Below are 26,354 nucleotides of genomic sequence, written 5' to 3' on the forward strand. Positions count from 1 at the left end.
TGGCATGTTTCATGCACATACACAGGTATGAAAGAAGGTGCCCCATTATATTGGGACACCTTCTAGCATATCCGGTTAGTTTCCTTCCTGCAACTGCTTTTCCAGCTGAGCGATGCGCGCGTCGATCGTGCTCCGGTAATAATCGGAGCGAACTTGCTGCTCCAGGCGGTCAAGGTAGGCTTCCGCATCGGCGAACGCCGCCAGCGCCGGGCCGGCATCCCCGCTGATCACCCGATGGATTCGGTAGTGCGCGCGCGCCGCGTTTTCCCGCCCCATCAACTCCATGCGCCGCATCTGCATGTCTTTCAGCTTATGCTTCATTTCCTCATATTTCGCTTCTAACTCAAACAGCTCGCGGCTCGCTTGCTCGAGCAGCTGTTTCAGGCGGCCCGCCCGTTCCGCATATTGCGCTTGTTCGCGCCGGGCAAATTCGGCCAGCTCTACTTCCCCGGCCTGCGCCGCCACCTCCGCCTGCTTGCTTCGTTTTTCCGCCATCTGTTCCGCCTCGCGATGTTCACGGGCAAACTGCTCTTTTAACACATATTGGCGCTCAAGCAGCTGCCGCACCCGCTCGACTTCTTGTTCACATTGGCGCAAATAGTGATTAAGAAGCGCAATGGGGTTTTTCTTTTCTTTTTCGTCAAGCCATTCGTGAAGATCGGCTTCAATGATCGTTTTCAAACGCGAGAATACGCCCACCATCGATCACTCCTCTTTCGTCCATATTAATACTGTTTTTGCAGCTCGGCCCATTGTTTTTCAAAGTTGACAAACGGATCGTCGCTTTCCGGAACGACACGTTCCCCTTTCACTCCGTTCCATTGTTTATACACGACATACAACACATACGCCGCCACAAGCGCGATGAGCGCCGGCACATTCGAAGCGCTGGCCACCAACGCCGCACAGCCAATGAGCGCCCACACCACTTTCCCAAATGTCGATGGGGCTTTCAAACATTTCTTGAACGCATAGTACAAGATCGCCAGCGTGATCGCCAGCCCGACAAGCGGCCCGAGATGAAACAAGAGCACCAGCAAGGCGGCCGCGCCGGCAACGAACAACCCGATCTTTTTTGCCATCCTTTCGCCTCCTTTCGTCTTCTATCGTACCGCAGACAACCTGCTTCCCTTCATGTTCTGTAGATATATTTTGTCTACGACTGGAGGCGTATTTTTGATCAAGATATCATGACCCAGCTAGCCTTGTGCTCAATCCGAAGCGGCCAGCGTCTTATTTTTCCAAATAAAAAATCCCTTCTAACGGCGAGCCCTGTTAGAAGGAGTTTCTTGTTGATGCAATAGCTGAGGCAAACGTTTCACTTGATGGCATGACCCTCCTCTACATTATGACCATGATTGAAAAATGCGCACTCGGCCTTGCTCTGGTTTTCTATGAGAATGTGCGCTCCTTGAGTTGCCATTTTCATGAAGGAGGGAGAGCAAAAATTGCTCATGTACATCTTATGTTAGTTGATTTTTCAGCATTGCCTTTCATTTGTGTTCTGCTCGTTATTTACATACCCAACATGTAAGCATTTCCGTGGGCAGGATATAATGTTTTCGATTTTCCTTTTTACCTCTCGCTGACTCTGACTGGTTTCGAGTTTTAAAAACAAGGAAGAACATGAGCATTTCTTCCCCTTTCTCCCTCTCTTCTTTCTCCCAAAAAGGAGTGGAAGAACCCGATTTCGTTTTCCATTGACACTCCACACGGCTGAAGACGTGTGGAGTGTCAAAATTGCAACGTTAATTTCGCCACCGCTTCCACATGCGCCGTATGTGGGAACATGTCGACCGGCTGGATGTAGTCGATGCGATAGGCGGCCGCTAGGGTGTCGAGATCGCGGGCGAGGCTGGACGGGTTGCACGAGACGTAGACGACTTTCTGCGGGCGGACGCGGAGGATCGTTTCGAGCAGCGCCCGGTCGCAGCCGACGCGGGGCGGGTCGACGATGATGACGTCCGGCTTCCAGCCTTCGTTCACCCATTTCGGCAGCCAATATTCCGCTTTGCCGACGACATAGTGCGTGTTTGTGAACCCGTGTTTTTTGGCGTTTTTCTTTGCGTCTGCGATCGCTTCTGGAATCGTATCCATGCCGCGCACTTCGTTGGCGTCGCGGGCGAGCCACAACCCGATCGTGCCGACGCCGCAATAGGCGTCAACGATCCTCTCTGTTCCAGTGAGAGCGGCCGCTTTTTTTACTTCATCGTACAATTTCACCGTTTGGATCGGATTGAGCTGGAAAAACGCGCGCGCGGAGAGCTCAAATGACAAATCGCCGAGCGTCTCTTGAATGTATTCGTCGCCGGCGAGCACTTCCGTCTCATCGCCGAAAATGAGCGATGTTTTTTCACCGTTGATGTTTTGCACGATCGATTTGACTTCGGGGAGACGGCGGCGAATTTCGTCAATGAGCAGCTCTTGGCGCGGGATGTCTTTCGTCGCCGTGACGAGAACGACTTGGATGTCGCCGGTATGAAAGCCGACGCGGGCGACGATCGTCCGCACGACGCCGGTTCTTGTCCGCTCGTTGTAAATTGGGATGCGCAAGTCTTGCAAAATCGTTTTGATGATGTTCGTTACGCGCGTCGTTTGCGGGTGTTGGACGCGGCATTCCGACAAGTCGATGAGCCGATGGGAGTTGAGGCCGTACAGCCCGGCGAGCACCTTCCCTTCTTTCATCCCGACTTGGAACTGGCTTTTGTTTCGGTAATGCCACGGGTCATCCATGCCGATCGTCGGGCGGATGTCAAGTTTGTCGACATCGAGGCGGCGGGCGTGGCGGCGCAGCGCCTGGATGACAATGTCGCGCTTCGCCTCCAGCTGCGCTTCGTACGCCAAGTGCTGCAGCTGGCAGCCGCCGCACTGGTCATAGAGCGGGCATGGCGGCTTAATGCGATTTGGCGAGCGCTTGCGGATGCGCTTGATTTTCGCCTCGGCATAGGTAGGGTGGATGTCGGTCGCCTCGACGATCACTTCCTCACCCGGCAAGGCGCCGGGGACGAAGACGACTTGTTTTTGAAAATAGCCGACCCCTTCGCCGTTAATGCCGATTCGCTGAATCGTCAGCGGAAATTGGTCTCCTTTTCGAATCTTCACCTTCGTTTGTCGCTTTGCCATATCGGTTCGGTCCCTCTCATTCAATGCTTCTCCATAAATAAAGCGCCGCGTAGCTCGCATACGGCTTCCACCGCTCGCCGAGCGCCGCCAGCTCGTGGGCGGTCGGCCGCTTCGGCAGCTGAAAAAGTTGTTCCACCGCCCGCTGCAAGCCAATATCCGCCGGCGGGAAGACGTTCGGGCGGCCGAGCCCGAACAGGAGGAAATTTTGCACGGTCCATGGCCCGATGCCGCGGATGGCGGTCAGCCGTTCCATCACTTCGCCGTCCTCCATCTGCCTGAGTTCATCAAGCCGCAGCTTCCCCTCGGCAATGAGGCGCGACATATCGACGATATATTCCGCTTTCCGTCCGCTCAGCTGCAAAGCGCGCAAGTCCTCGTACGAGCGGGCGGCGATCTCTTCTGGGCGCGGGTAAAACCAAACGCCGTCCCGCTCCTCGCCGAACGTTTTCACAAACCGCTCTGTGAGCCGATAGCCGACTTTGAGATGAAGCTGTTGGTGGATCAAACATTTGACGAGGCAAAAATACAAATCAAAATCAAGCACCAACGGCAGCCCCTCATAACGGGCAAACAGCGGCGCCAGCTCGGTCGCCTGAAAGTGGCGGTGCACCGAAGCGAGCGGCGTCCGCCATTGAAACAGATCGGAAATCCGTTCAATGATCTCCTGTTGCCGCTCGGGATGCGGACCCGACACGATCAAGCGCGGGGCGTCTTTTGTGCCGATGCTTTCCACCGCGACGGGCACTTTTACGTCATCGAGATGAAGCGGCACGGTGACGCGCTGCCGCTCTAGATCAACCGCCAGCAGCGGATCGAGCGCCAATCGCTCCAACGCATGGGCAAAATCGTACGGCGCGGGCACGGTAATCATTTGCTTCCACATCGTTCTCACCTTTCTCGTTCGTCCGTGCCCTTATTATAACGAAAAACGCCCCGCCAAACCAACGAATCGGACAAGCAGCCGATCCGTTTCTGGTGGCGAGGCGGGGAATGCCCTAGCGGCGCACCCTGTTGTTTTGACCATCCGCAACGCGACGACGACGACGGACACGGGGACAACAGAAGCCGTCGGCGCTGACCTCTGCACCGAAAAGCGCTCACTTCCATGAGCAGACAGGCCGCGCTGAAGGCCTTACGGACGAAACAGCCACGGATGGAGGCCCATCTTTTTCGCCATCAACTCATCTAAGCTGGCAAACGTATACCCTTGTTTGCGCAAGTCGTCGATCACCTTCGGCAGCGCGTCGGCGTTGTCTTTCGAGACCGAGTGCAAAAGCAAAATCGCCCCGGGATGGATTTGCTTCATGATTTGATCGTACGCGTATTGCCAGCCGCGCTGGCGGTCGGTCTGCCAGTCGACGAACGCCAGCGACCAAAAGACGTGGTAATAGCCGAGCTCGCGGGCGAGCGCCAACGTCCGTTCACTGAAAATGCCGCGCGGCGGGCGAAGGTACGCCATCCCTTTTTGCCCGGTCAATTCCTCGGTCTTTTCTTTTACTTTTTCCAGCTCTTCACGGAACCGCTCTTCGCTTGCCGTTGTCAAATCGGGGTGGTGCCATGAATGATTGCCGATGATGTGCCCCTCGGCGGCCATTCGTTTCACTAACTCAGGGGCGGTTTGCAAGTAATGGCCGGTGACAAAAAAGGCAGCCGGCACGTTCTTTTCTTTTAACACGTCTAAAATTTGCGCCGTATAGCCGTTTTCATAGCCGTTGTCAAACGTCAAATAAATCGTTTTTTCGCTCGTATCGCCTAAATAAAAGGCATCGTATTTGGCGAGCAGTTCGTCAAGCTCTTTCCCCGCCGATGGGGGCTGATGGTTTTCGCTCCGCTTGAATCCCCAATGGATCGGCGCATGGCTTGCCGCGAACGCGGGGGCGGGGATCAACGTGAACAGCAACAAAAGAGAAAGAAGCCATTTCATGCGCACAATGCCTCCTTGGCCGCGATCGTTTCCTTTTTCTTATTGTTTTCCCGCCTCCGCGCTTTACGCCCGCCATTTTTTGCAAAAAAAGCCCCAAACGCGCATGCGGCACACGCGTTTGGGGCCAGGTGAGCTGATCGGCCAGCCGTTCGTTTGAAATCGCTTCTTTCTTTTTATTTGAACACCGGTTCTTTGAATTGAGCGAGCTTTTCAAGCGACGATTTTTCCACATCTTCATGCAAGCTGTTGCCGTGCGAATCCATCGTGACGACGGCGGTGAAGTTTTCGACGCGCAAATGCCACATCGCTTCCGGGATGCCGAATTCCAGCAAATCGACGCCTTCTACGGATTTGATGCAATCGGCGTAATATTGCGCGGCGCCGCCGATGGCGTTCAAGTATACGCCGCCGTGTTCTTTTAAAGCTTGCAGCGTTTTCGCGCCCATGCCGCCTTTGCCGATGACGGCGCGGACGCCGAATTTTTTCATGATGTCGCCTTGGTACGGCTCTTCGCGGATGCTCGTCGTCGGGCCGGCGGCTTTGACGTGCCAGCGGCCTTCTTCATCTTTTAACATGACCGGCCCGCAATGGTAAATGATTTGCCCGTTCAAGTCGACCGGCGCGTCATGGTCCATCAAATATTTATGAATAGCGTCGCGGCCGGTGTAAATCATGCCGCTGATGCGGACGACATCGCCGACGCGAAGCTGGCGCACTTGTTCTTCCGACAGCGGCGGAACGAGGTCGATGACGCGTGTGTCGCCTTGTTCAAGCGCCGCGGCGGCTTCCGCTTTTTCCAATTCTTTCGCGAAATCGACGTCTTCGCCGTCTTGGTACAGCCATTCGATGATCTCGCCCGTTGCCGGATCGATTTTCACGCCCATGCGGCGGAACGCCCAGCAATTGTAAGCCACGGAAACGAAGAAGCTCGCCGGGATGCGGTGCATGACACCGATTTTACAGCCCAGCAGCGTCGATTCGCCGCCAAAGCCCATCGTGCCGATGCCAAGCTTGTTGGCGTTTTCCATAATGTATTCTTCCAACTGGCGGAGTTCTTCGATCGGATTGACGTCATCCACCGGGCGGAACAGCTGCTCTTTGGCGAGCTCATAGCCCGATGAGCGGTCGCCGCCGATGCCGACGCCGATGAAGCCGGCGCTGCACCCTTGCCCTTGCGCTTGGTACACCGCATGCAAAATGCATTTGCGAATGCCGTCAAGGTCGCGGCCGGCGCGGCCGAGCCCTTCGAGTTCACACGGCAGGCTGTATTGAATGTTTTTGTTTTCACAGCCGCCGCCTTTTAAAATCAAACGGACGTCAATGTAATCGTTTTCCCATTGTTCAAATTTGATGACCGGCACGCCTTCTCCTAAGTTGTCGCCACTGTTTTTGCCGGTGAGCGAGTCGACCGAATTCGGACGCAGCTTGCCGTTTTTCGTCGCTTCAGCGATGGCCGCCCGGATCGCTTTTTTCATTTCAATTTGGTTGACGCCGACCGGCACTTTGATTTTAAATGTCGGCAAGCCGGTGTCCTGACAGATCGGCGACACGTTTTCGTCCGCCATTTGAATGTTCTCGACGATCGTATCGAGCGCCATCGCCGCCCGAGTGCCGGCGTTTTCGCGCACTTTCGCCCGAGCGATCGCTCGGCGAACGTCCTTCGGCAGCTTCGTTGACGTCTCAACGATCAAGTCATACATGCTTTGCTGGAATTTTTCCATGTCGGTTCCACGCCCTTTCCCTTTGGATCGCCCTATCGGCAGTTGTCTCATCTCCTTCTATTATACTGCTTTTTCTCGGTTATGGAAAAAATCTTTCTTTTCAGTCTCATCAGTCCCCCGCCCGCCTCATAGGAATGGGATAGAGGATCGGTAAAACAATTGACAAGCTGAGTGACTGTTGCCGATAATGAACGTTGAGACTTTGAATGGAAAGAGGAGAAAGACATGCGTGCATCAACCATGCCAGCGATTACACCGATGTATGACCCGTGGGAGGCGTATGTCGATATTGAAGAATACGGACAACTTGAACTGACCAACATCGAGTTCACGACAACGACGCTTTGCAATATGCGCTGTGAGCATTGCGCCGTTGGCTATACGCTGTCGGCAAAAGACCCCGAGGCGTTGCCGCTTGATTTGTTGCTCCGCCGCTTGGAAGAAATCCCGCATTTGCGATCATTAAGCATCACCGGCGGCGAGCCGATGCTGTCATTAAAATCCGTCGAACAATACGTCGTTCCCCTTCTCCGCTACGCGCACGAGCGCGGGGTGCGGACGCAGCTGAATTCAAATTTGACCCTTGACTTGGCGCGCTATGAACGAGTCATTCCGTATTTGGATGTGCTGCACATCTCCCATAACTGGGGAACGATCGATGACTTTATCGACGGCGGATTCGCCATGATGGAGCGGAAGCCGACGCGCGCCCAGCGTGAAAAGTATTTTCAGCGCATGCTCGACAATGCGAAAGCGTTGGCGAAAGCAGGGGTCATGGTGTCGGCGGAAACGATGCTCAACAAGCGGACGGTTCGCCATTTGGAAACGATCCACCGCCAAGTGGTCGAGGAAATGGGCTGCCGGCGTCATGAAATCCATCCGATGTATCCGAGCGATTTTGCCAGTGCACTTGAGACACTGAGCTTGGACGAGTTGCGCGAAGCGATCCACCATTTGCTTGACATTCGCAACGAGGACGTCTGGATGTTGTTCGGGACGCTGCCGTTTTACCCATGCAGCGACAACGAAGAAGATGTGGCCCTATTGAAGCGGCTGTATGAAAGCAAAAACGTCACCGTGCGCAACGATCCGGACGGCCGCTCGCGGCTCAATGTCAACATTTTCACCGGCGATGTCATCGTCACCGATTTCGGCGATGAACCGCCGCTTGGCAACATCATCCACGATTCGCTGCCTGACGTGTATGACCAATGGCGCCGCTCGAAACTGGCCAATGAGCTGCTTTGCCATTGTCCGGCGGCGCGCTGCCTCGGGCCGAACGTTCTTGTGAAGCAGACGTATTATCGCGACATCGATTTTACGAAACGATCCGCGCGCATTGCCCGATAAGCGGTATGACTAGCAAATGGGAAAAGGTGCCCGTCTTTTGGGCACCTTTTACCTTGGCTGCTCGCTGACAACGTAAGACATATACAGCCGGTCCTGCACCGGGATCCACGCCCCGACTCCTCTTGTCGTCACATTTTTGACGACGATTTTCTTTTTGTTTCCTTTGAGGACAACGTACACTTCCCCGTACGTCACTTTCCCTTTCTCATTCACCGCTGGAGCGTACGCGTATAGATAGCCCATTTTCTTCGCCGGCACATGATACGGCTGGTCTTTTTTCGTGCCAAGGCCGACAACGGTGCTAAAAGAGAGCGGCAAGTTCGTTTTTTCCATCGCTTTGTTCAATATCATCCGCTTGACCGCCTCTTCATTCGGCACTTTCGCCGTCAACCCGCCGCGGACATATTTTTGCATTTCTTGCTTATAGTACAGCTTTTGCGCCGTATCACCGCCGCGGTTATCGAGGAAATTCGTGTTGACCTTTTGATATTCCCAGTTCGTCGACGTCTCGAGCGATTGGTAATTGAGCGGCCATTGCCCTAAATAAATCGTCGCTCGATAGCCGATGGCCCATGGCGTGTCCGTCGCCGAAGATTCATTAAAGAGATGGATCAATTCGGGATTTTCAATTTGGACATTTGCCGATTTTAACAGTTGTTTCGCAAACGAACTCGGCTCCAGATGCGGCATATCTTGCGTCGGATTCGGGTATGTGTTTTCCTTTGATATATCGATGACTGAACCGGGCGCCGGTTTGCCGGAAGCCGCTAGCCCTGGGAACGCTGCTGCATAAAGGAGAAGCGTGCTCGTCAATAAGGAAACGGCCCACTTTTTCATCATCTTCGCTCCTTTCTGTCCCATGATTCACTGTTATTTTCTTTCAAAATGCGCGCTTTATCCGCAACAGCGAAATTTTCTTCCCGCCTTGGCATCGGACGCTTTGTTCCGGCAAACAGAAAGCAGCTTACAGCAAGTAAAAGCCGATCCCCATAATCGTATAGGCAGCGAGCAATGTCGCCCCTTCAAACCAGTTCGTATCACCATCATTTGACAGCACGATCATCAAAAGCACGGAAGCGGCCATCGCCACCAGCTCAGGAAGTGAAAAGACAAGCGGCATTTTTTCCGGAAACAAAAGCGAAACAAGCACAAGCACCGGCGCGACGAACATGGCGATTTGCAATGTCGAGCCGACGGCGATCTCGACGGCGACGTTCATTTTGTTTTTGTATGCCATAATAACCGCGGACGCGTGCTCCGCCGCATTGCCGACGATGGCCACGATGATGATCCCAATAAACAACTCGCTCCAGCCGAATGATTCGGCGACCGTTTCAAACGTGTGAACGAGCCGCTCCGACAAATAAGCGACCACAACCGTCGCCAGCGCCAAAATGACAGTCGCTTTCCCTTTGCCCCATTCCGGTTCTTCATGTTCTTCCACTTCTTCTGATTTATGCTGATATACGCCGCGATGGGTGACAAGCCGGAAATAAAGGGCGGCGGCGTAAAGCAAGATCATGATGATCGAAATGCCAACGCTCAACGCCACTTGTTCGCTGTGATTCATATGCATGGTAAACACTTCCGGAATGACAAAAGCGATGAAGATGGCAAAAGTCAGCAGCCCGGCATTATGACGAGCATCATAAACGCTAAACTCTTGCCGCTTATACTTTAACCCGCCGACAAAAAACGATAATCCGCCCACTAACAGCAAGTTCCCGAGCACCGAACCGGTTAAGGAAGCAAGCACAACATCAACGAGTCCAGCTTGCAAGGCAAAAATGGAAATAATTAGCTCCACTGCATTGCCGAATGTTGCATTCAGCAGCCCGCCGATGCGCGGTCCGGCGACGATCGCCAAGCTTTCCGTCGCCCGCCCCATATAGCTGGCGAGCGCAATGATCGTCAGACAGTACAGCACAAACATCAAGACAGTCGGCCAATGAAGAAGTCCGCCGATGACGGACACCGGCACGCCGATCCATGTCATCCAAGCAAACACCTTGTTCATTTCTCTTCCACCTTTCCTCTTGATTGTTTTCGTTGCATTAACCGCCGTTTCTATGTACGATGGATAAGGGCATTCATTCGCCCTGGGAAACATCCGGCCTCGCTTGTTTGATCGGCCGGCGATTTCAATCGAAATGGGGATGCACGATGCGTTTTGCCCTCTTAACCGGAATTGTCGCCGTCTCTGGCCTGTCGCAAGGGATGTTGCTGCCGCTGTTGGCGATGCTTCTTGATGAAAACGGCATCTCTTCGTCCGTTAACGGAGCTCACGCCGCCGCCCTGTATATCGGTGTCTTGACCATTTCGCCATTTTTGGAGCGGCCGCTGAGACGCTATGGCTATCGGGCCCTCATTCTTCTTGGTGGTTTCATTGTAATATGTTCGCTTATTCTTTTTCCACTTTTTCCTTCACTTTTCTTTTGGCTTGCTCTTCGCTTTGCCGTCGGCATCGGCGATCATATGCTTCATTTTGCGACCCAAACGTGGATTACGGACACTACTCCGCCGGCTGAGCGCGGGCGACGATTGTCGTTGTATGGATGGGCGTTTGGCCTCGGCTTCACTATGGGCCCACTGTTGGCTTCACTCGCTTCGGTCGAGAAGGCGCTTCCGTTTTATTTAGCCGCTCTCCTTAGCTTCGCCGGTTGGATCGGCGTCTTTTGGCTGCCGAACGAAAAACCAAAGCCGTTTGAACGTTCTACGTCGGCGGCCGGTCGGTTTATTAGCGCTTGGAAACAGGCGTGGCCAGCGCTTTTGCTGCCGTTTGCCTACGGTTTTTTGGAAGCAGCCGTTCATTCCATCTTCCCGCTGTACGCCTTGCGCGAGGGGATGAACGCAGAACAAATTGCCTTTATTTTGCCTTGTTTCTCATTCGGCGGCATCGTCTTTCAGCTTCTGCTCGGAGCGCTCAGCGACCGATTCGGACGGCGCAGAGTCATCATCGCTGCTCTGTTGACCGGCGCCGGTTGTTTTTTGGCTGCCCTCGCCGTCAGGGCGTCCGCAGTTGGGTTGGCTGCCTGTTTGTTCACCGCAGGCATGTTTACCGGCTCGCTCTTTTCGCTCGGCATCGCTTATATGACCGACCTGCTGCCAAAAGCGCTGCTTCCCTCCGGCAATTTGTTGTGTGGGATGCTATACAGTCTCGGCAGCGTGACAGGCCCGCCGCTTGCCGGCAGCGTGGTGGACCTATCTGCTCGCGCCTTTTTCCTTGCAGTCAGCGCTGTCCTCCTCGTTCCGGCCATTTGCCTCGTCAGCCGAAGGGAACAGGAAACAGCAGCTTGATCGCTTTTATTTTTTTATTTTTTTAAAAATTGTTGACTGTTTTGCTCCTTCTGTTATATAATAAAATCAAAATATTAAGTTTCTGTTTTAAAACAGAGTAAAGGAGTGGCGGTCATGAGCAGAACGGAACGGAAAAATATGATTGAGTTTATCGAGAAGGTGCGGGGATTGTCGCGTGAGGAACTCGCCTATATGACCGATGCAGAAATTGAATACATTTATGAGCGCTATTACCACCATCATGAAGAAATCGTTGAATAAAGCGGCGGCTCGATGTGCCTGCGTTTGCATGAAAGAAGAAGGCTGACCCAAAACGCGAATGTGTTTTGGGATCAGCCCTCTTTTTTTGATTCCTGTATATACGCATAAAACAACTGTCAGAACACGATATGTTGTGCTATGTTGAACTGAGACAGCTTCTTTCAATGGTAGCCGTTTTGGCCGTTGGCGCTGCCACTCGTCTTATGTTTTGGCCTGTTTTTTCCTTTTTGCTTCGTGCCCCCGTCTTTTTTCGTATGTTTCGTCATCTTGATCCCCCCTATGCCAAGATCCCCCGCATTGTTACGATATCCTGCTTCAGCACCATTTATGCACGCTAACGCTGCCGTCTTTTCCCTTCGCGCTCACAGTCAAACATGGCATTGAGTTCCCCACCTAAGACAAGAATCATGCCGGACAAATAAAACCAAACCATCAACACGATCATCCCGCCAAGGCTGCCATACATTGCCGTGTAATCGGCAAAGTTGTTGACATAATACGCGAACACCAGCGACGTCGCAATCCATCCGGCAGTGGCAAACAGCGCGCCGCGCACGACGTTGACGCAGCGAAGCGGTTTGTTTGGCGCGAAATAATAAAGGGCAGTAAAAACGGCAAACAATAACAGCGAACTCGTTGCCCAACGAAACGCGTTCCAAACATCCAAAAACTGTTGCGACAACCCGAGAGCAGAGAACAAAAACAGCCCGATGATCCGCCCGAAAACCGGAAGCACGAGGGCGACGATAATGACAACGATCATGCCAAGCGTCAGCACGACCGACAAGCTGCGGGCCACCCAAAATGGGCGGTCTTCCTCCACATCATAGGCACGGTTGAACGCCCGCATAATGGCGCTCATGCCATTCGAAGCTGACCAAATAGCAGCAATGATGCTGAACGACAACAATCCCCCATTTTGTTCATTCATGAGACGATAAACGTTCGTCTCGATGAGGTGAAGCGCCTCTTTCGGGGCGTATTGCCGCACGAGTGCAAGCACATCTTCGTGCGGAATCGGCAAATACGCCAACAGTGTCATTAAAAACAGCAAAAACGGAAAGAGCGACAAAAGAAAGTAATACGCCAATTCCGCCGACAAGCGCGGGATTTCATCTTCCGTAAAACGGCGGGCCAACTCACGGATGAACGCCAAATTCACGACCATCGGCCGCCCTCCCTCCCCGTTTTTCCCTAGACGGGTGTGCCGCTCTCAAAGTCATTTTGTTTCCTCCGCACCAAGTCGATGATCGCGGATGATTCTCTCAAGCAGATGCTCGCACCCTGAGCGGACGAGGCGGTACACTTCGGCAAAATTCCCGGTATAATACGGATCAGGCACATCATCTTTTTCCCGATCGGGAACAAAGTCAAGCAACCGGGCAAGCACCGCCTTCGAACGGGAGCCAGCCAATCGGCGCAAATCGTTCAAGTTGGCTTCGTCCATGGCGATGATGTAATCAAACTCTTCCAAGTCACGGTGGCTCACTTGCCGGGCGCGGATGCCGGAGTAGTCGATCTTATTTTCCATCAAAATCCTTCTTGTCCCGGCATGCGGGGGCTCACCGACATGCCAGCTGCCTGTTCCCGCCGAATCAACGGCAATCAGACCGTCAAGCCCCCGCTCTTTCACCAAATGACGGAAGACTGCTTCCGCCATTGGCGAGCGACAAATATTTCCAAGACAAACAAACAGCACTTTAATCATCCAAACAGCCACCCCTCTCTCTATGTCCACGGTGCTTTCCACCGTTAGTTTTCCTTCTTTCCTTTTCGTCTAGCCCTTTTTGGGACGGTGATGTAACGACAAAACAACTCCAGCGGGGGAGCTTGTGCGAATGGATCAACAACTCTTTCGCGCGTTCACGTCACGACAACCATTTTGAAGAAAACGCGGTGTTTCCCCAACCTTTTAGACTGGCACGATGCATGTGCACCTACATTTTACCACATCATTCGTTTTTCATCAGAAAAGCAAGCCATGCAATCTCTCCCCATTCTTTCTGCACCTATGGTACAATACATAGTAACTTGCCATGAAAGGAGTAAACGAATGGATTTATCAAAACGGTCGGCGGAAAACGTCGCCTACATGATCGAACAGTTGAAGCAAAAGTTGAAAGTGCTGAACTTGGATGCCATCAAGCCGTCCCATTTTTCCGAGGAATGGTACGATGAATTAAGAGACATTTACGAGATGGTGATGAAACGCGAGACGTTCAGCCCAAGCGAAATGCAGGCAATTGTCGAAGAGCTTGGAAGTTTGCGCAAGACATAACGTTCCTGTCTGCTCGCTGGAGAAGGCTGAGGAAAACAGCGATTTCTCCCAAATCATCGGCCTTCTAGACAGACAGATCCATCATCTCCCCATCCTAATATAAAAATAATTCCTATCGAATAACTTGGATTGACATTGACGCTAATTGTGTTAAAATTTTAATCAATTACAAGTGATATTACGCTGATCAAGAGCCAGGGAAGAACTGGACCAATGAACTCCGGCACCTCGCCCATTGGCAAGGTGCCAATTCCAGCAATGGAGATGCATTTTGGAAGATGACAAGCGCCTCTTCTCCCGCCCTTTCCGAAATAGAAGGAGCGTTTTGTCGCCGGGTTGCCGCTTATTGCATAGATATCCAACTAATGACGTTGATTTTCTTTGATTTATGATTTATAAGGAGGGGGAACCGATGCTCACGTACGATCAATGGGAAACGGCGGAAAAACCGTCTTTTTCGCCCGATAATGAAACAAAAGGGGCGTTGGACGTCCTCAACTGGGCGTACCGCGAATACGGCGACGGAGTCGTATACGCGTGCAGCTTCGGCATCGAGGGGATCGTGCTCATTGACCTCATTTCCCAAGTCAAGCCGGATGCGGAAATCGTCTTTTTGGACACCGGTCTGCATTTCCAAGAGACGTATGATACGATCGCAAAAGTGAAAGAGAAATATCCGGCGCTTCGCATCGTGATGAAACAGCCGCACCTAACATTGGAAGAACAAAAGGCGCGATTTGGCGACGAGCTTTGGAAACGGGACCCGAACAAATGCTGTGAGTTGCGGAAAGTTATTCCGCTGCGCGAGGTGCTGACCGGGGTGACGGCTTGGATTTCCGGCTTGCGCCGCGAACAATCGCCGACGCGTCGGCATGTTGAGTACATCAACAAAGACGACAAATTCCGTTCGATCAAAGTCTGTCCACTCATTCACTGGACGTGGAAGGATGTATGGAATTACGTGTATCAATACAACCTTCCTTACAATGTACTTCATGACCACGGCTACCCGAGCATCGGCTGTGCCCCGTGCACGGCGCCGGCTACAGACCCAAATGATTTGCGCTCCGGGCGCTGGGCAGGACAAGGGAAGACAGAATGCGGACTCCATCTCGCTTAAAGAGAAAAACGACATGCTCCTTTCATATCCTTTTCTTTGCCATGAACTATTGAGACGAGCGGCGCGGCGGCCTTGATGGACGCCGCTGATGAATCAGACGCCATTCCGATTCGTCAAGTTGCTGCTTTGACAGCGACATCTACCGGTCGTCACGATCTTGAGCGTCTGCTTGACGACGTTTGGCGTCATTAGCCTGTGACTGAAAAAGAGCGCTTGCCTCATGAACATGGCGGCGGCATTGAACAGCATCTATCAATCTAGGAGGTTATGAACATGAGCTTAAGCATCCCGCATGGCGGCACATTGATCAATCGTTGGAATCCGGACTATCCGCTTGATGAGGCGACCAAAACGATCGAGCTCTCCAAAGCCGAACTGAGCGACTTGGAGCTGATCGGAACGGGCGCCTACAGCCCCCTCACCGGTTTTTTAACGAAAACGGATTACGACGCGGTTGTTGAAACAATGCGTCTTTCTAACGGCACCGTCTGGAGCATTCCGATCACGCTGGCAGTGACGGAAGAGAAAGCAAAAGAGCTTTCCGTCGACGACAAAGCGAAACTTGTTTATGGCGGCGACGTCTACGGCATCATTGACATTAAGGACATTTATCGCCCGGACAAAACGAAAGAGGCGAAACTTGTCTACAAAACGGATGAGCTTGCCCATCCAGGCGTGCGCAAGCTGTTTGAAAAGCCGGACGTATATGTCGGCGGGGAAATTACGCTTGTCAAACGGACCGATAAAGGCCCATTCGCTCCATTTTATTTCGACCCGGCCGAAACGAGAAAAAAATTTGCCGAACTCGGCTGGAATACGGTTGTCGGCTTCCAAACGCGCAATCCGGTTCACCGCGCCCATGAATACATTCAAAAATGCGCGCTCGAAATCGTGGACGGCCTGTTTTTAAACCCGCTTGTCGGCGAAACGAAAGCGGACGACATTCCGGCTGACATCCGGATGGAAAGCTATCAAGTGCTGCTGGAAAACTATTACCCGAAAGACCGTGTGTTCCTTGGCGTCTTCCAAGCAGCCATGCGCTACGCCGGGCCGCGCGAAGCGATTTTCCATGCCATGGTGCGCAAAAACTTCGGCTGCACGCACTTTATCGTCGGCCGCGACCATGCCGGCGTCGGCAATTACTACGGCACATATGATGCGCAAAAAATCTTCTTGAACTTTACGGCTGAAGAACTTGGGATTACGCCGCTCTTTTTCGAACATAGCTTTTATTGTACGAAATGCGAAGGGATGGCATCGACAAAAACGTGTCCGCATGACGCGAAATATCATGTGGTCCTTTCCGGCACGAAAGTTCGTGAAATGTTGCGCAACGGCCAAGTGCCGCCGAGCACGTTCAGCCGTCCGGAAGTGGCGGCCGTCTTGATCAAGGGGCTGCAAGAACGCGAGGCGGTTGCCCCGTCAGCGCGCTAAAGGAGGATCGCGATGAGCACCAATATCGTTTGGCATCATACATCGGTGACAAAAGAAGACCGACGCAAGCGCAACGGCCATCATAGCGCCATTCTTTGGTTCACCGGGCTGTCTGGCTCCGGCAAATCAACGGTGGCCAACGCCGTCTCCAGACGACTGTTTGAGCTCGGCATTCAGAATTACGTCTTAGACGGCGACAACATCCGCCACGGACTTAATAAAGACCTCGGCTTTTCCGCTGAAGACCGGGCGGAAAACATCCGACGCATCGGCGAAGTGGCGAAGCTGTTTGTCGACAGCGGCCAGTTTGTGCTGACGGCGTTCATCTCGCCGTTTGCCGAAGACCGTGCACTCGTCCGGCGCATGGTTGAAGAAGATGAGTTTATCGAGATCTACGTCAACTGTCCGCTTGAAGAATGCGAAAAACGTGATCCAAAGGGACTGTATCAAAAAGCCCGCCGCGGGGAAATCCGTGAATTTACGGGCATCGATTCGCCGTACGAAGCGCCGGAGGCACCGGAGCTGACGATTGAAACACACCGTTACTCGGTCGAAGAATGCGCTGAACAAGTGCTCGACTATCTGCGTGAGCGTGGGCTGATCCCAGCTGCGAAAACAAAATGATCTCTCGCCTCCTTCCGAAAAAAGATGGAAGGTCATTTTACAAGGTCGTTTTCATGCCAAAGGCAGGCCATTTACAATAAAAGCAGCCGAACATCCATGGCGTTCCTTTTGGGCGGCTGATTGAATCACGCAAGAAAGGGCTGAAACAACGATGGGCAAAGTCTACCTTGTCGGCGCCGGCCCCGGCGATCCGGAACTCATTACCGTCAAAGGATTAAAATGCATCCAGCAGGCGGATGTCATTTTGTACGACCGCCTCATCAATGAAGAGTTGCTTTCATATGCCAATCCGGACGCCGAACTCATCTTTTGCGGCAAGCTGCCCGGCTTCCATGCCATGCAGCAGGAAACGATCAACCATGCGCTCGTCCGGCATGCCAAAAAAGGAAAAACGGTCGTCCGCTTAAAGGGCGGCGATCCGTTCGTGTTCGGGCGCGGCGGCGAAGAGGCCGAGGTGCTGGCCAAACATGGGATCGAATTTGAGATCGTTCCCGGCATCACCTCCGCCATCGCCGCAGCGGCGTATGCCGGCATCCCGGTCACCCATCGCGAGTTCAGCTCAAGCGTCGCCTTTGTCACCGGGCATCGACGCAACGGAAGTTGTGACGAAATCAAATGGGAAAGCCTCGCCAAAGGCATCGACACGATCGCCATTTACATGGGGGTTCATCATTTGCCATCCATTTGCGGTCAGTTGATGAAATACGGCAAAGCACCGGAGACGCCGGCGGCGGTCATTGAGTGGGGAACGACAACCGCCCAACGCACGGTCACCGGCACGCTCGCGACGATTGCGGCGGTTGCCGCCAAGGAAAACATCGAAAATCCAAGCATGATCATTATCGGAGAGGTCGTGCGGCTGCGGACCAACATTCAATGGTTCGAACGGTTGCTTGCGTCATCGGCAGCCGCTGGCGCAACATCGTGAGGCGATGGCCATGGAAGCTGTTTTGTACGTCAGCCACGGCAGCCGTGTCGCCGAGGCACGCCAAGAGGCGGCCCGTTTCGTCGAACGTTGCCGGGAAGCCATCCATATCCCGATTCAAGAGCTATGCTTTGTCGAACTCGCGGAACCGGACATTGTCACCGGTGTTGACCGTTGTGTCGCCCAAGGGGCGACGCGCATCATCGTGATTCCTTTGTTGCTTTTATCCGCTGGACATGCCAAGCACGACATTCCAGCGGCTTTGGATATCGCCAAACAGCGCTATCCTTCCGTCGAAATCATCTTGGGCGCTCCATTCGGCGTCCATGAAACAATGATCGACATCATTATAGACCGGATCAGTGAACAGTCCGCGCCGCTTGACGGTGAATCGATGATCCTTCTTGTCGGCCGTGGGAGCAGCGATCCCGACACGAAACGCGACATGTCCGCCATCGCCTCACTTTTAAAGGAAAAAACAAACGTGCCGCACGTGGACGTTTGTTTTCTCGCCGCCATCCGCCCGGCGCTTGATGAAGGACTCAGGCGGGCTCATGGATCGGCGTATCGGCGTGTGTTTGTCGTCCCGTACTTATTGTTTACCGGCGTTTTAATGAAAACAATCGAACGAAAGCTGCAAGGGTTTTCCGTTTCCGACAAGCAATGGCATTTATGCTCTTACTTAGGCTATCATCCTCGGCTTGTGCTGCTCATTCAACAACAAGTATTATCGCTGTCATCCGTAAAAAAAGGAGCTTGAACCATCAAGCTCCTTTTTCATGTACTTTCGACCTCATCTATTATATGATAGAAGCAGGACAACCGTGATGAAGGAGGATTCATCTCCGTGAAAAGAGTTCATGTCATCGTGGAAGGGCGCGTACAAGGCGTCGGGTTTCGCTACTTCGTCCAACACGAAGCGCTAAAACGACAGCTGACCGGTTGGGTGAAAAACAATGATGACGGTACAGTGGAAATGGAAGCTCAGGGGAATGAAAGCGCTCTTCAACTCTTTTTGGACGCCATTGAAGCCGGGACGATGTTTGCCAAAGTCACCCGCATGCACGTCGAGCCGCGCGATGTCCGCCCCGATGAAAAACAATTTCGCATTATGTACGGGAGCGGCTTTTGACAACTAGGCTCACTCCCTCAAGCAGCGGCCTTTCCTTCTTTTTCAGCCATGGAATCAAAACAACGCCGGCCCGCTCGCCGAAATCCAACAGAACGGTGCCTTCCCTGCTTTTCTGGCCGCCAAACCAAACGCGGTGCTGCCTTTCCCGCGCTTCTCGCCGCTCGATTACGCCGGCCGCAAATGCGGCGCCGCATAGTAGAAACATGTCTCCAAAATGGCCATGTTCGCCTGCTCATTTTTTCGTCGCGCTTCACGGCAAAGAGGGTCAAACATATCGACAGCGGATGGCGGATACTCACCACATACATCCACGCCGAGCACTTTTTTATGGAATAAGAGCAACCTCAGGCAGGCGAGCAGCCGAGATAGCGGAATCACCCCTTGATCCCAGTTCGTGATCGCGTCTTCGCGGCGAAGCGCGTCTTTATCGATGCTGATATAGATGCTTCCGGTCGGGATGGCCTCAATGAGCGCTTTCGGCCATTCATCATGATCATCAAATGGAAGAACAGTTATGTTCGGAGATAAACGGAGTTGATGTGAAGAAGCAGTTGGGCCAACAATAACGACTTTTTGCAGCCGCGGATGCTTAAGTGCATAAGAGACCCATGAACCGCACGAAATGACATCCCCCACTCCTTCAGCATCCGTATGGCGGTCAAAAAGCACAAGGGTAAACGGTTCGTTGATTTCTTTCAACAATAAATACGTGACGTAATGATAGTTGCCGTTGCCGATCAGCACCGCTCCGCGCTTCCGCCGCCGCTCAAGCCGCCGCTCAATTTCAGCAAGCGCTGCTTCGCTGCAATACAAATTCGTCTCCGGCACGTCGGCGAGATCAACCCATTCGTGCGGAAACTGAAACAGCCGCTTTTGCGGCCGGTACACGCCGTCAAAATTCAACACCGTGACACCATTGCCTTGAAACCCCATCAATCATCACCTTTCTTTCGTTGAATCAGCATTCAACGCTTTGTAGGTGTGGATGAGTCCAAGATGTGTCTCTTTATTTATTATACAATAGAAGTCGAAATATTTCCGCTCACACGCCTCAGTCATGTACAATAATAGAAAAACAAACCGCTAAGGAGGGAGCCGCTTGCAACCGATCGACACCGTTGCTGTGCAAGAGGCGCTGAATCGTTTTGCCAATCGCGACGTATATATTCATTTGGAAACGACGAACGGAGCATACGCCTCCCATCATAACGAAGGCTTTTATTCCGTCGGCGCCTACATCCGCAACGCCTGCATCCGTTTTACCCGCGGCAAGATCACCGGCCCCGGGCCATACCGCGTCGGACTGAAGCTTGATCTTGGCTGGGTGTACGCCGAAGGGCTGACCCATTGGGAATGGACAGAAAAAGGACAATTACTGTTGGCAGGCCATGATGATCAAGGGAAATTGGCCGTCGCCCTCGAACTAAGCGACGAACCGTTTGTGTAAGGAGGGAGTTCCGTTGAACGAACGACATGTGCTCGTTGTTTTTCCCCACCCGGACGATGAAGCGTTCGGCGTGTCGGGAACGATTGCCGAGCATGCGCAAAACGGCACGCCGGTGACGTACGCTTGCTTGACGCTTGGTGAAATGGGACGAAACATGGGCGTGCCCCCATTTGCCAACCGCGAAACGCTTCCGTTGATCCGCAAACAAGAGCTCGAGGAAGCGTGCCGCATTCTTGGAATTCGTGATTTGCGCCTGCTCGGCTATCGTGATAAGACGATCGAGTTTGAGGATGAAGAAGAGCTGGCGGACCGAATCGCCGCCATCGCGGCGGAAACGAATCCATCGCTTGTCATTACGTTTTACCCCGGCTACAGCGTCCACCCCGACCATGATGCATGCGGGGCCGCTGTCATTCGCGCCTTAAAGCGCTGGCCGAAAGAAAAACGGCCAACCGTCCATTGCGTTGCGTTTGCGAAAAACTGCGAACAAGACCTCGGTCAGCCGGATGTCGTGCGTGATGTCAGCTCGGTGATCGACACGAAGCTGGCCGCCATTCGCGCGCACCGTTCGCAAACCGAAGGGCTGATGCAGGCGGCCTCCAAGCGCGGCGATGCGCTTGCCTGGCTCAAAACGGAACGGTTTTGGACGTATCGCTGGGATGATTAACCAACCCAACATGCCTTGGGCAAGGTGTCCGTTCGACTTGGACACCTTGTTCCCGCATTAGCCGAACCTCCGACGAGCCGCTTATCAACTTCAGTTGTAGGGCTAAACGGTTAACATTGCTTTCAATACGGTAACCGCTTTTCCTTCGAACTCTACTCTCTCGCCCGCTGCCGCCACCCTCACGATGCCGCCGCGGGCTGAAGCCTGGGAACGGACTAACGTCGTTTTTTCCGACCTTATCCGCCCAGTACGGTCCAAGACAGCAGTGGGCCGGACCGGTGACTGGGTCTTCCGGCGCACCAATCATTCTCAGCCGGCTGCAGCAACAGGCAGACGGCCGCCGGGTTGCCGGCAAGCGGCCGATCGGTGAACGCATCAACAATGTACATCGGAATCCTCAATCATTCCCATCCCTTCCTTCTCTCGGTTTCGTTCTTTTTCTATCGTCAACAGGTGAGCGAACTTCTCATCCCAACGGCCGTTTTGCCGGAACGAATCGGCAGCGAGCGCCCGAAACAGCCGTTTCCGTCCCTCGGCGTCATCCACTTCGCGCAATACAATGTCGCGGGCCCGTTGCAAGAACTCAAGATACGGCCCGTACTCTTCGCCATACTGCTCCTCAAGTTCGCGACGAATGCGGCGAGCAACCGCCGGACTTGCCCCACCGGTCGACACGGCGATGGTGAGCGGACCGCGGCGGACGACAGCGGGAACGTGAAAATCACATCGCTCCGGGTCATCCACGACATTTACGAGTTGCCCAGGCGCTGCTGCCTGCGCCACCGCTTCATTCACCTTCCGATCATTCGTCGCAGCAATCACCAAAAACGCTCCTGCCAAATCGTCTGGGTCAAATCTCTTCTTCTTCCAAACGATCACCCCCTCGGTGGCGAGCGCTTGAAGCTCCTGCTCCACTTCAGGCGCAATCATTACGATTTCCGCCCCCGCCTCTAACAATCCATGAATTTTCCTTGCCGCCACCTTCCCGCCGCCGACAACGACCGCCTGACGGCCGCGCAAACAAAGAATGACCGGGTATCCCATTGCCTCTTCCTCCCCGTCACGAAATCACTTTGTGCTAAAATGCACGAATTCCCTCCGTCAACCTTTTGTGATAAGAACATTTGAACATCGCAGTCGTCTTTCCTTTTCGTTCAAGCGGCCAATTATGATAAAAAAAGAAGCCGTGCTTCAAACACGGCCTTTTTTCCATTATATCACCCTTCTTTGACTTCCTGAAGCCATTTCGCCAATCGCTCATTCTCCTTTTTCATATGATCGAGCCATTGCGGCAGCAGTTTGGCCATTGCTTTCTTGTCGTTGCTCTCCATCGCCTGTCTTGTTTGCTCATGAAGCATATGGAGCCGTTGTTTTTCTTCCTTCGTCATCCAGCGTTTCTTTTTATGTAACTGTTTCAACTCTTCCTTGAACTGTTCTTTCGTGATTTTTTTGTCAGCGAGCTGGTCGATGAGTCGATCAAGCGCCGCTTCGCGTTCCTTTTTCATTTGCTTGCACTTCTTTTTGATGGCTTGCTTCACCTTTTCGTCATCCATCTGCTGGCGCAGTGCTGTCCGTTCCTCCAACACTTTTTTCCATTCATCCACCTGCTCCGGCGTATACGTTTGCACCATGTCCAGCCACTTTTGCTCATCGAGCATCCCATATTTCCACCCATGGCCGATCGGCATATGAACATCAACGGCTGCGTCGTTTTGGCTGACGGCGCTCACCGACGACGGCATCGCCAACGCCAAGGCGGTAAAAAAGGCTAACCATACACGTTTCACGATTTCGCTCCTCCTTCTTTGTTGATTCACCGTCCGTTTCTCTCCCCTTGACAATCTCGTTCCCCTAAAGGTGGTGTTCGCCCTCCTTTCTTTCCAGCGGTCCTCTCCTATTTTCCCCATTTTTTGTCCATTTTTGCATAAAAAAAGAGAGATGAGCGTTTTCGCGCATCTCCCTATGCACAGGTTCAGCGAAATTTTTCTTCAATGCGTCGGCCGTAGTCGCGCAATGCTTTCGAGTTTGTCTGCCCCCGTTTCTTCATCAGTTCCGCAAATCGAAGCTGTTTTTCCGTCCACTTTTTCTCCAGCTCCCGTTTTTCCTCATCGTCCTCGCAACAACGAAGCAAATCTTCGAGCGTCAAGAGTTCTTTGCGCAACTCCGTTTCTTCCTTCACATAACCGGCGTTTTTCAGCAACAAATACCCGAGCCGCAGCTCCTCCGGAATGCGGGAAAGGTCTTCAATCTCCAGCGGTTTGCCGAAGCCAGGCAAGTTGTCGAACTCGCCGTTTTTCATCGCCTCACGAATTTTCTCCTCGGCGATGCGCCAAAATCCGTCCATGTTACGTCAGTTCCTGCGCCTGCCGCTTCACGCGCTGCTCGTTTAAGAACCGAACGAACTCGCCATACGGAAGCGGCGGGGAAAAATAATAACCTTGCGCCTCGTCGCACCGTTTCCCTTGCAAATAAGCCGCTTCAGTCTCCGTTTCGACCCCTTCGGCCAGCACCTTTACACCTATATTATGCCCGAGGCGGATGATCGCCGGCAAGATGACATCTTTTTTTCCTTGAATATGCTGAACAAACGAACGGTCGATCTTCAGCCGATCGATCGGCAAATCCGTCAAGTAGCTGAGCGAACTGTAGCCTGTGCCAAAATCATCCATGCTGATCGTCACACCAAGCCCTTTCAGTTTCGAGAGAATATCAAGCGCACGTTCCGTATCCATGGTCATCCGCTCCGTAATTTCAAGATCTAAATGGTGCGGCGGCAGCCCGACGTCGGCGAGCAGACGGGCGAGTTTATCCACAAATCGGCGGCTTTCAAATTCATATGGCGATAAGTTGATGGAAACGGACAAGTCAGGAAAACGATCAAGCAGCTGCTTCGTCTGCTCACAAGCCGTGCGGATCACCCACTCGTTGATCGGGATGATCATGCCGGTCTGTTCGGCAACAGGGATAAACAATGACGGCGAAACCATCCCTTTTTCCGGATGGCGCCAGCGAATCAACGCCTCCATGCCGATCACTTGCCGGTCGTGAAGCCGAATTTGCGGCTGATAGTACAATTCAAATTCCTCATTTTCAAGCGCACGCCGCAAGTCGCGTTCCATCGCCATCTTTTCATGGAGGCGAATCGCCATCGGCTCAGTGAAAAAGAGAAAATCGCTCGCCGCTTTTTTTCGCACCTCATAGCGAGCAATATCCGCCTTGCGAATCAACGTTTTTGCATCTTCCCCATCTTTTGGATAGACGCTGATGCCGATGTTCACGGTCACATACAATTCCATCCCATTGACGACAATCGGCTCGTCGGCTGCCTCAATGAGCTGTTTCGCCATTTCTTCAGCCTTTTGATATGTGCTGTTTGGCACCAATGCGATGAACTCATTTCCGCTCCAGCGCCCGACAGTCATACCTGGATTTTCTCTCCATGCGCGCGCCAAATGGAGGAGCACTTCATCCCCGACAGCGTATCCATAAAAATCGTTAATCGTCTTCATCCCACTCACTTCGAAAAATAGGACTGCTGCTTCATAACGATGCTGTTTCGCCTCAGCAAGGCAACACTCCACCGCTTTATACATCGCCTCCTTGTTCGGCAGCCCGGTCAGCTCGTCATGATTGGCGATATAACGCATCCGCTCTTCGTTTCGTTTTTGTTCCGTCAAATCGCGGACGGCGGCCACCGTCACTTTTTCCCCTTCATAATCGTAGCAGCGGCGGACGATTTCCGCTGGAAATGCCGTGCCATCTTTTCGGAGCAGCTCGATTTCAAAACGCTCCGGCTCCTCATGCGGACGAGTCAGTTTCATGGACCCGTCAACGACTACATCCTCGATCGGCAAATGAATCAGTTCACTTTCTGAATAGCCGAGCAAACGGCACGCCGCTTCATTGACCTCAACGACTTTCCCGTGCGCATAGACAATCAGCCCTTCCATCGTCATTTCCGCCAGCCGCCGCAGCCGATGCTCGTTGGATGCGAGCGTTTTTTTATAGGCATCCAACGCCTTCCGTTCCATTTGTTGATGCAAAGCAAGCAAATAGGCAGCCGCCGTCGCCAAAAACATGGTCATCATCGCCCACATCGCCTTTTGCCGCCCCCACTGCAAATGTTGCTCATACGTTTTGGCGTCAAAATCAATGCCGACGACTGCATCCACCGTTCCGTCCGGTTGACGAATCGGCATAAACGCGCTGATGCTTCTTCCCCATTCGTCCGTTGTCGGATGCTGTTCCATCGCAAACCGGCCGTGGAATGCCTCTTCAACCTCTGGAAAATGGCGGTGGTAAACTGTTCCAGGCGGAACAGCTTGTTCCTTTTTCCCGTCAATGCGGCCGTTCCGATTGTAGTCAGTCGCTGGCGCTGCAACGAAATATAGCTCATTGTGCTCATTCTTTTTTAACGTATACACACTCAACACACGACCGTAATGTTGCCAACGCTCCAGCATCGCCATCACTATGTGATACGCAGGCAAATGTTCCGCCCTTTCATCGAGCCGTTCGTGCCCCATGGCGGCCAAATCGCCGGCAATCATGCCGGCGATTTGCTTTGCGGCTTCCTCATATTCACGATGTTCTTGTTTTTCAGCATAATGGATAGAGAGCATCCCTGCCCCCAAAAAAAGCAGGGAAACGATGGCAAACGCAGCAGTCAGTCTCGGCGCCACCCGCCATGGGATGTCCTTCCAATGCCGTTTTGCCATCCAATGGCCGTATACATAGACACCGCTGACCGTCAAAAAAAGGCCAAAGATATACAAGATATATTCCAGTTGATTCGACATCATCCATCACCGTCATCGATTCTTCGACGCTTTGCTTTCATTATAAGACGGCCATTCTCCGCTCTGCTTCCCTCCCCCGTTCCTATTTGTTCGACAGCTTACGACATTCATCTGTCAGTCATAGGACTCGGGTATGAGACACCGTTTCCACACTTATGGCCATAAAACCAGATCGACCGAAACGAAAAATATCTATCTATTGGTATAAGCCTTTAGGACGAGGTGCTATATTTGTAACGGCACTGTAACATT

General features: G+C 52.9%; 28 protein-coding genes. 12 read left to right on the top strand and 16 right to left on the bottom strand.

The genetic code is table 11. The annotated features are described in order from the left end of the window. Nucleotides 1-75: 75 nt before the first annotated feature. From N685_RS0102825 to N685_RS0102855, 6 genes are all read right to left on the bottom strand, one after another. Nucleotides 76-702 carry a PspA/IM30 family protein gene (locus tag N685_RS0102825; RefSeq protein WP_031405684.1) on the bottom strand — a complete coding sequence of 209 codons (627 nt, stop codon included), beginning with the start codon at nucleotides 700-702 and terminating at the stop codon, nucleotides 76-78. 23 nt (nucleotides 703-725) lie between these two features. Then, the gene (locus N685_RS0102830; protein ID WP_031405686.1) at nucleotides 726-1,082 is read right to left on the bottom strand and encodes a lmo0954 family membrane protein; all 357 of its coding nucleotides are present in this window, start codon (nucleotides 1,080-1,082) and stop codon (nucleotides 726-728) included. Between the two features lie 652 nt (nucleotides 1,083-1,734). Further along, nucleotides 1,735-3,123, bottom strand: a complete 1,389-nt coding sequence (rlmD, locus tag N685_RS0102835) for a 23S rRNA (uracil(1939)-C(5))-methyltransferase RlmD (protein ID WP_031405687.1) — start codon at nucleotides 3,121-3,123, stop codon at nucleotides 1,735-1,737. A gap of 16 nt (nucleotides 3,124-3,139) precedes the next feature. Then, nucleotides 3,140-4,006: a DNA-3-methyladenine glycosylase family protein gene (locus N685_RS0102840; protein ID WP_031405689.1), complete on the bottom strand. Its 867-nt coding sequence runs from the start codon at nucleotides 4,004-4,006 to the stop codon at nucleotides 3,140-3,142. 249 nt (nucleotides 4,007-4,255) lie between these two features. Then, nucleotides 4,256-5,047, bottom strand: a complete 792-nt coding sequence (pdaA, locus tag N685_RS0102845) for a delta-lactam-biosynthetic de-N-acetylase (RefSeq protein WP_031405691.1) — start codon at nucleotides 5,045-5,047, stop codon at nucleotides 4,256-4,258. Between the two features lie 173 nt (nucleotides 5,048-5,220). Further along, entirely contained in the window at nucleotides 5,221-6,768 is a 1,548-nt protein-coding gene (locus N685_RS0102855; RefSeq protein ID WP_031405693.1) for a fumarate hydratase, read from the bottom strand. A gap of 225 nt (nucleotides 6,769-6,993) precedes the next feature. Between N685_RS0102855 and yfkAB the strand changes: the two genes are divergently transcribed. Then, nucleotides 6,994-8,118 (top strand): radical SAM/CxCxxxxC motif protein YfkAB, encoded by a 1,125-nt coding sequence (yfkAB, locus tag N685_RS0102860; RefSeq protein WP_031405695.1) that lies wholly within the window; start codon nucleotides 6,994-6,996, stop codon nucleotides 8,116-8,118. 48 nt (nucleotides 8,119-8,166) lie between these two features. Here the strand turns inward: yfkAB and N685_RS0102865 are convergent, their stop codons facing one another. Together N685_RS0102865 and cax are read right to left on the bottom strand one after the other, a co-directional pair. Further along, nucleotides 8,167-8,955, bottom strand: a complete 789-nt coding sequence (locus N685_RS0102865; protein WP_031405697.1) for a YfkD famly protein — start codon at nucleotides 8,953-8,955, stop codon at nucleotides 8,167-8,169. A gap of 127 nt (nucleotides 8,956-9,082) precedes the next feature. Beyond that, nucleotides 9,083-10,135: a calcium/proton exchanger gene (gene cax / locus N685_RS0102870; protein ID WP_031405699.1), complete on the bottom strand. Its 1,053-nt coding sequence runs from the start codon at nucleotides 10,133-10,135 to the stop codon at nucleotides 9,083-9,085. Between the two features lie 146 nt (nucleotides 10,136-10,281). Here cax and N685_RS0102875 point away from each other — a divergent pair, with 146 nt between their 5' ends. Beyond that, nucleotides 10,282-11,415, top strand: a complete 1,134-nt coding sequence (locus N685_RS0102875) for an MFS transporter (RefSeq protein WP_031405701.1) — start codon at nucleotides 10,282-10,284, stop codon at nucleotides 11,413-11,415. Between the two features lie 114 nt (nucleotides 11,416-11,529). After that, a complete protein-coding gene (locus N685_RS18245) occupies nucleotides 11,530-11,676 on the top strand; it encodes a BH0509 family protein (RefSeq protein WP_011229925.1) in 147 nt (48 codons plus the stop codon). Nucleotides 11,677-12,010: 334 nt separating this feature from the next. Here the strand turns inward: N685_RS18245 and N685_RS0102890 are convergent, their stop codons facing one another. Both N685_RS0102890 and N685_RS0102895 read right to left on the bottom strand, forming a co-directional pair. After that, nucleotides 12,011-12,844, bottom strand: coding sequence for a YihY/virulence factor BrkB family protein (locus N685_RS0102890; protein WP_031405703.1), 834 nt, complete (start codon nucleotides 12,842-12,844; stop codon nucleotides 12,011-12,013). A 51-nt stretch (nucleotides 12,845-12,895) separates the two neighbouring features. Further along, nucleotides 12,896-13,384: a low molecular weight protein-tyrosine-phosphatase gene (locus N685_RS0102895; RefSeq protein ID WP_031405705.1), complete on the bottom strand. Its 489-nt coding sequence runs from the start codon at nucleotides 13,382-13,384 to the stop codon at nucleotides 12,896-12,898. A gap of 345 nt (nucleotides 13,385-13,729) precedes the next feature. On the opposite strand from N685_RS0102895, the gene N685_RS0102900 reads away from it, so the two are divergent. From N685_RS0102900 to N685_RS0102930, 7 genes are all read left to right on the top strand, one after another. Continuing rightward, complete coding sequence (locus N685_RS0102900; protein WP_031405707.1) at nucleotides 13,730-13,954, top strand: DUF1128 domain-containing protein; 225 nt, start codon at nucleotides 13,730-13,732, stop codon at nucleotides 13,952-13,954. Between the two features lie 412 nt (nucleotides 13,955-14,366). Further along, complete coding sequence (locus N685_RS0102905; RefSeq protein ID WP_031405710.1) at nucleotides 14,367-15,074, top strand: phosphoadenylyl-sulfate reductase; 708 nt, start codon at nucleotides 14,367-14,369, stop codon at nucleotides 15,072-15,074. A 273-nt stretch (nucleotides 15,075-15,347) separates the two neighbouring features. After that, nucleotides 15,348-16,508 carry a sulfate adenylyltransferase gene (gene sat / locus N685_RS0102910; RefSeq protein ID WP_031405712.1) on the top strand — a complete coding sequence of 387 codons (1,161 nt, stop codon included), beginning with the start codon at nucleotides 15,348-15,350 and terminating at the stop codon, nucleotides 16,506-16,508. A 12-nt stretch (nucleotides 16,509-16,520) separates the two neighbouring features. Then, nucleotides 16,521-17,132 carry an adenylyl-sulfate kinase gene (cysC, locus tag N685_RS0102915; protein ID WP_031405714.1) on the top strand — a complete coding sequence of 204 codons (612 nt, stop codon included), beginning with the start codon at nucleotides 16,521-16,523 and terminating at the stop codon, nucleotides 17,130-17,132. Between the two features lie 151 nt (nucleotides 17,133-17,283). After that, on the top strand, nucleotides 17,284-18,060 hold the full coding sequence (cobA, locus tag N685_RS0102920; protein WP_031405716.1) for a uroporphyrinogen-III C-methyltransferase: 777 nt from the start codon (nucleotides 17,284-17,286) through the stop codon (nucleotides 18,058-18,060). A 10-nt stretch (nucleotides 18,061-18,070) separates the two neighbouring features. Further along, the gene (locus N685_RS0102925) at nucleotides 18,071-18,817 is read left to right on the top strand and encodes a sirohydrochlorin chelatase (protein WP_031405718.1); all 747 of its coding nucleotides are present in this window, start codon (nucleotides 18,071-18,073) and stop codon (nucleotides 18,815-18,817) included. An 87-nt stretch (nucleotides 18,818-18,904) separates the two neighbouring features. After that, a complete protein-coding gene (locus tag N685_RS0102930) occupies nucleotides 18,905-19,189 on the top strand; it encodes an acylphosphatase (protein WP_031405720.1) in 285 nt (94 codons plus the stop codon). A gap of 165 nt (nucleotides 19,190-19,354) precedes the next feature. On the opposite strand, the gene N685_RS0102935 is transcribed toward N685_RS0102930, so the two are convergent. Continuing rightward, a complete protein-coding gene (locus N685_RS0102935) occupies nucleotides 19,355-20,122 on the bottom strand; it encodes an arginase family protein (RefSeq protein ID WP_031405721.1) in 768 nt (255 codons plus the stop codon). Nucleotides 20,123-20,288: 166 nt separating this feature from the next. Between N685_RS0102935 and N685_RS0102940 the strand changes: the two genes are divergently transcribed. Beyond that, a complete protein-coding gene (locus N685_RS0102940; RefSeq protein WP_031405723.1) occupies nucleotides 20,289-20,636 on the top strand; it encodes a YojF family protein in 348 nt (115 codons plus the stop codon). 13 nt (nucleotides 20,637-20,649) lie between these two features. Then, a complete protein-coding gene (bshB2, locus tag N685_RS0102945; RefSeq protein WP_031405725.1) occupies nucleotides 20,650-21,303 on the top strand; it encodes a bacillithiol biosynthesis deacetylase BshB2 in 654 nt (217 codons plus the stop codon). A gap of 236 nt (nucleotides 21,304-21,539) precedes the next feature. Here bshB2 and N685_RS19450 read toward each other — a convergent pair whose 3' ends face one another. The 5 genes from N685_RS19450 to N685_RS0102970 all read right to left on the bottom strand — a co-directional run bounded on the left by N685_RS19450 (nucleotide 21,540) and on the right by N685_RS0102970 (nucleotide 26,105). After that, the gene (locus tag N685_RS19450; RefSeq protein WP_162176089.1) at nucleotides 21,540-21,692 is read right to left on the bottom strand and encodes a PhzF family phenazine biosynthesis protein; all 153 of its coding nucleotides are present in this window, start codon (nucleotides 21,690-21,692) and stop codon (nucleotides 21,540-21,542) included. Further along, nucleotides 21,679-22,347, bottom strand: coding sequence for a precorrin-2 dehydrogenase/sirohydrochlorin ferrochelatase family protein (locus tag N685_RS0102950; RefSeq protein ID WP_051870788.1), 669 nt, complete (start codon nucleotides 22,345-22,347; stop codon nucleotides 21,679-21,681). The genes N685_RS19450 and N685_RS0102950 overlap by 14 nt, the downstream gene beginning before the upstream one ends. A 173-nt stretch (nucleotides 22,348-22,520) precedes the next feature. Further along, nucleotides 22,521-23,090: a hypothetical protein gene (locus N685_RS0102960; RefSeq protein WP_031405729.1), complete on the bottom strand. Its 570-nt coding sequence runs from the start codon at nucleotides 23,088-23,090 to the stop codon at nucleotides 22,521-22,523. Between the two features lie 185 nt (nucleotides 23,091-23,275). Next, nucleotides 23,276-23,647: a DnaJ family domain-containing protein gene (locus N685_RS0102965; protein WP_031405731.1), complete on the bottom strand. Its 372-nt coding sequence runs from the start codon at nucleotides 23,645-23,647 to the stop codon at nucleotides 23,276-23,278. A gap of 1 nt (nucleotide 23,648) precedes the next feature. After that, nucleotides 23,649-26,105, bottom strand: coding sequence for a putative bifunctional diguanylate cyclase/phosphodiesterase (locus N685_RS0102970; RefSeq protein WP_031405733.1), 2,457 nt, complete (start codon nucleotides 26,103-26,105; stop codon nucleotides 23,649-23,651). Between the last annotated feature and the right edge of the window lie 249 nt (nucleotides 26,106-26,354).

The organism is Geobacillus vulcani PSS1 (assembly GCF_000733845.1).
Classification (GTDB): Bacteria; Bacillota; Bacilli; order Bacillales; family Anoxybacillaceae; genus Geobacillus; species Geobacillus vulcani.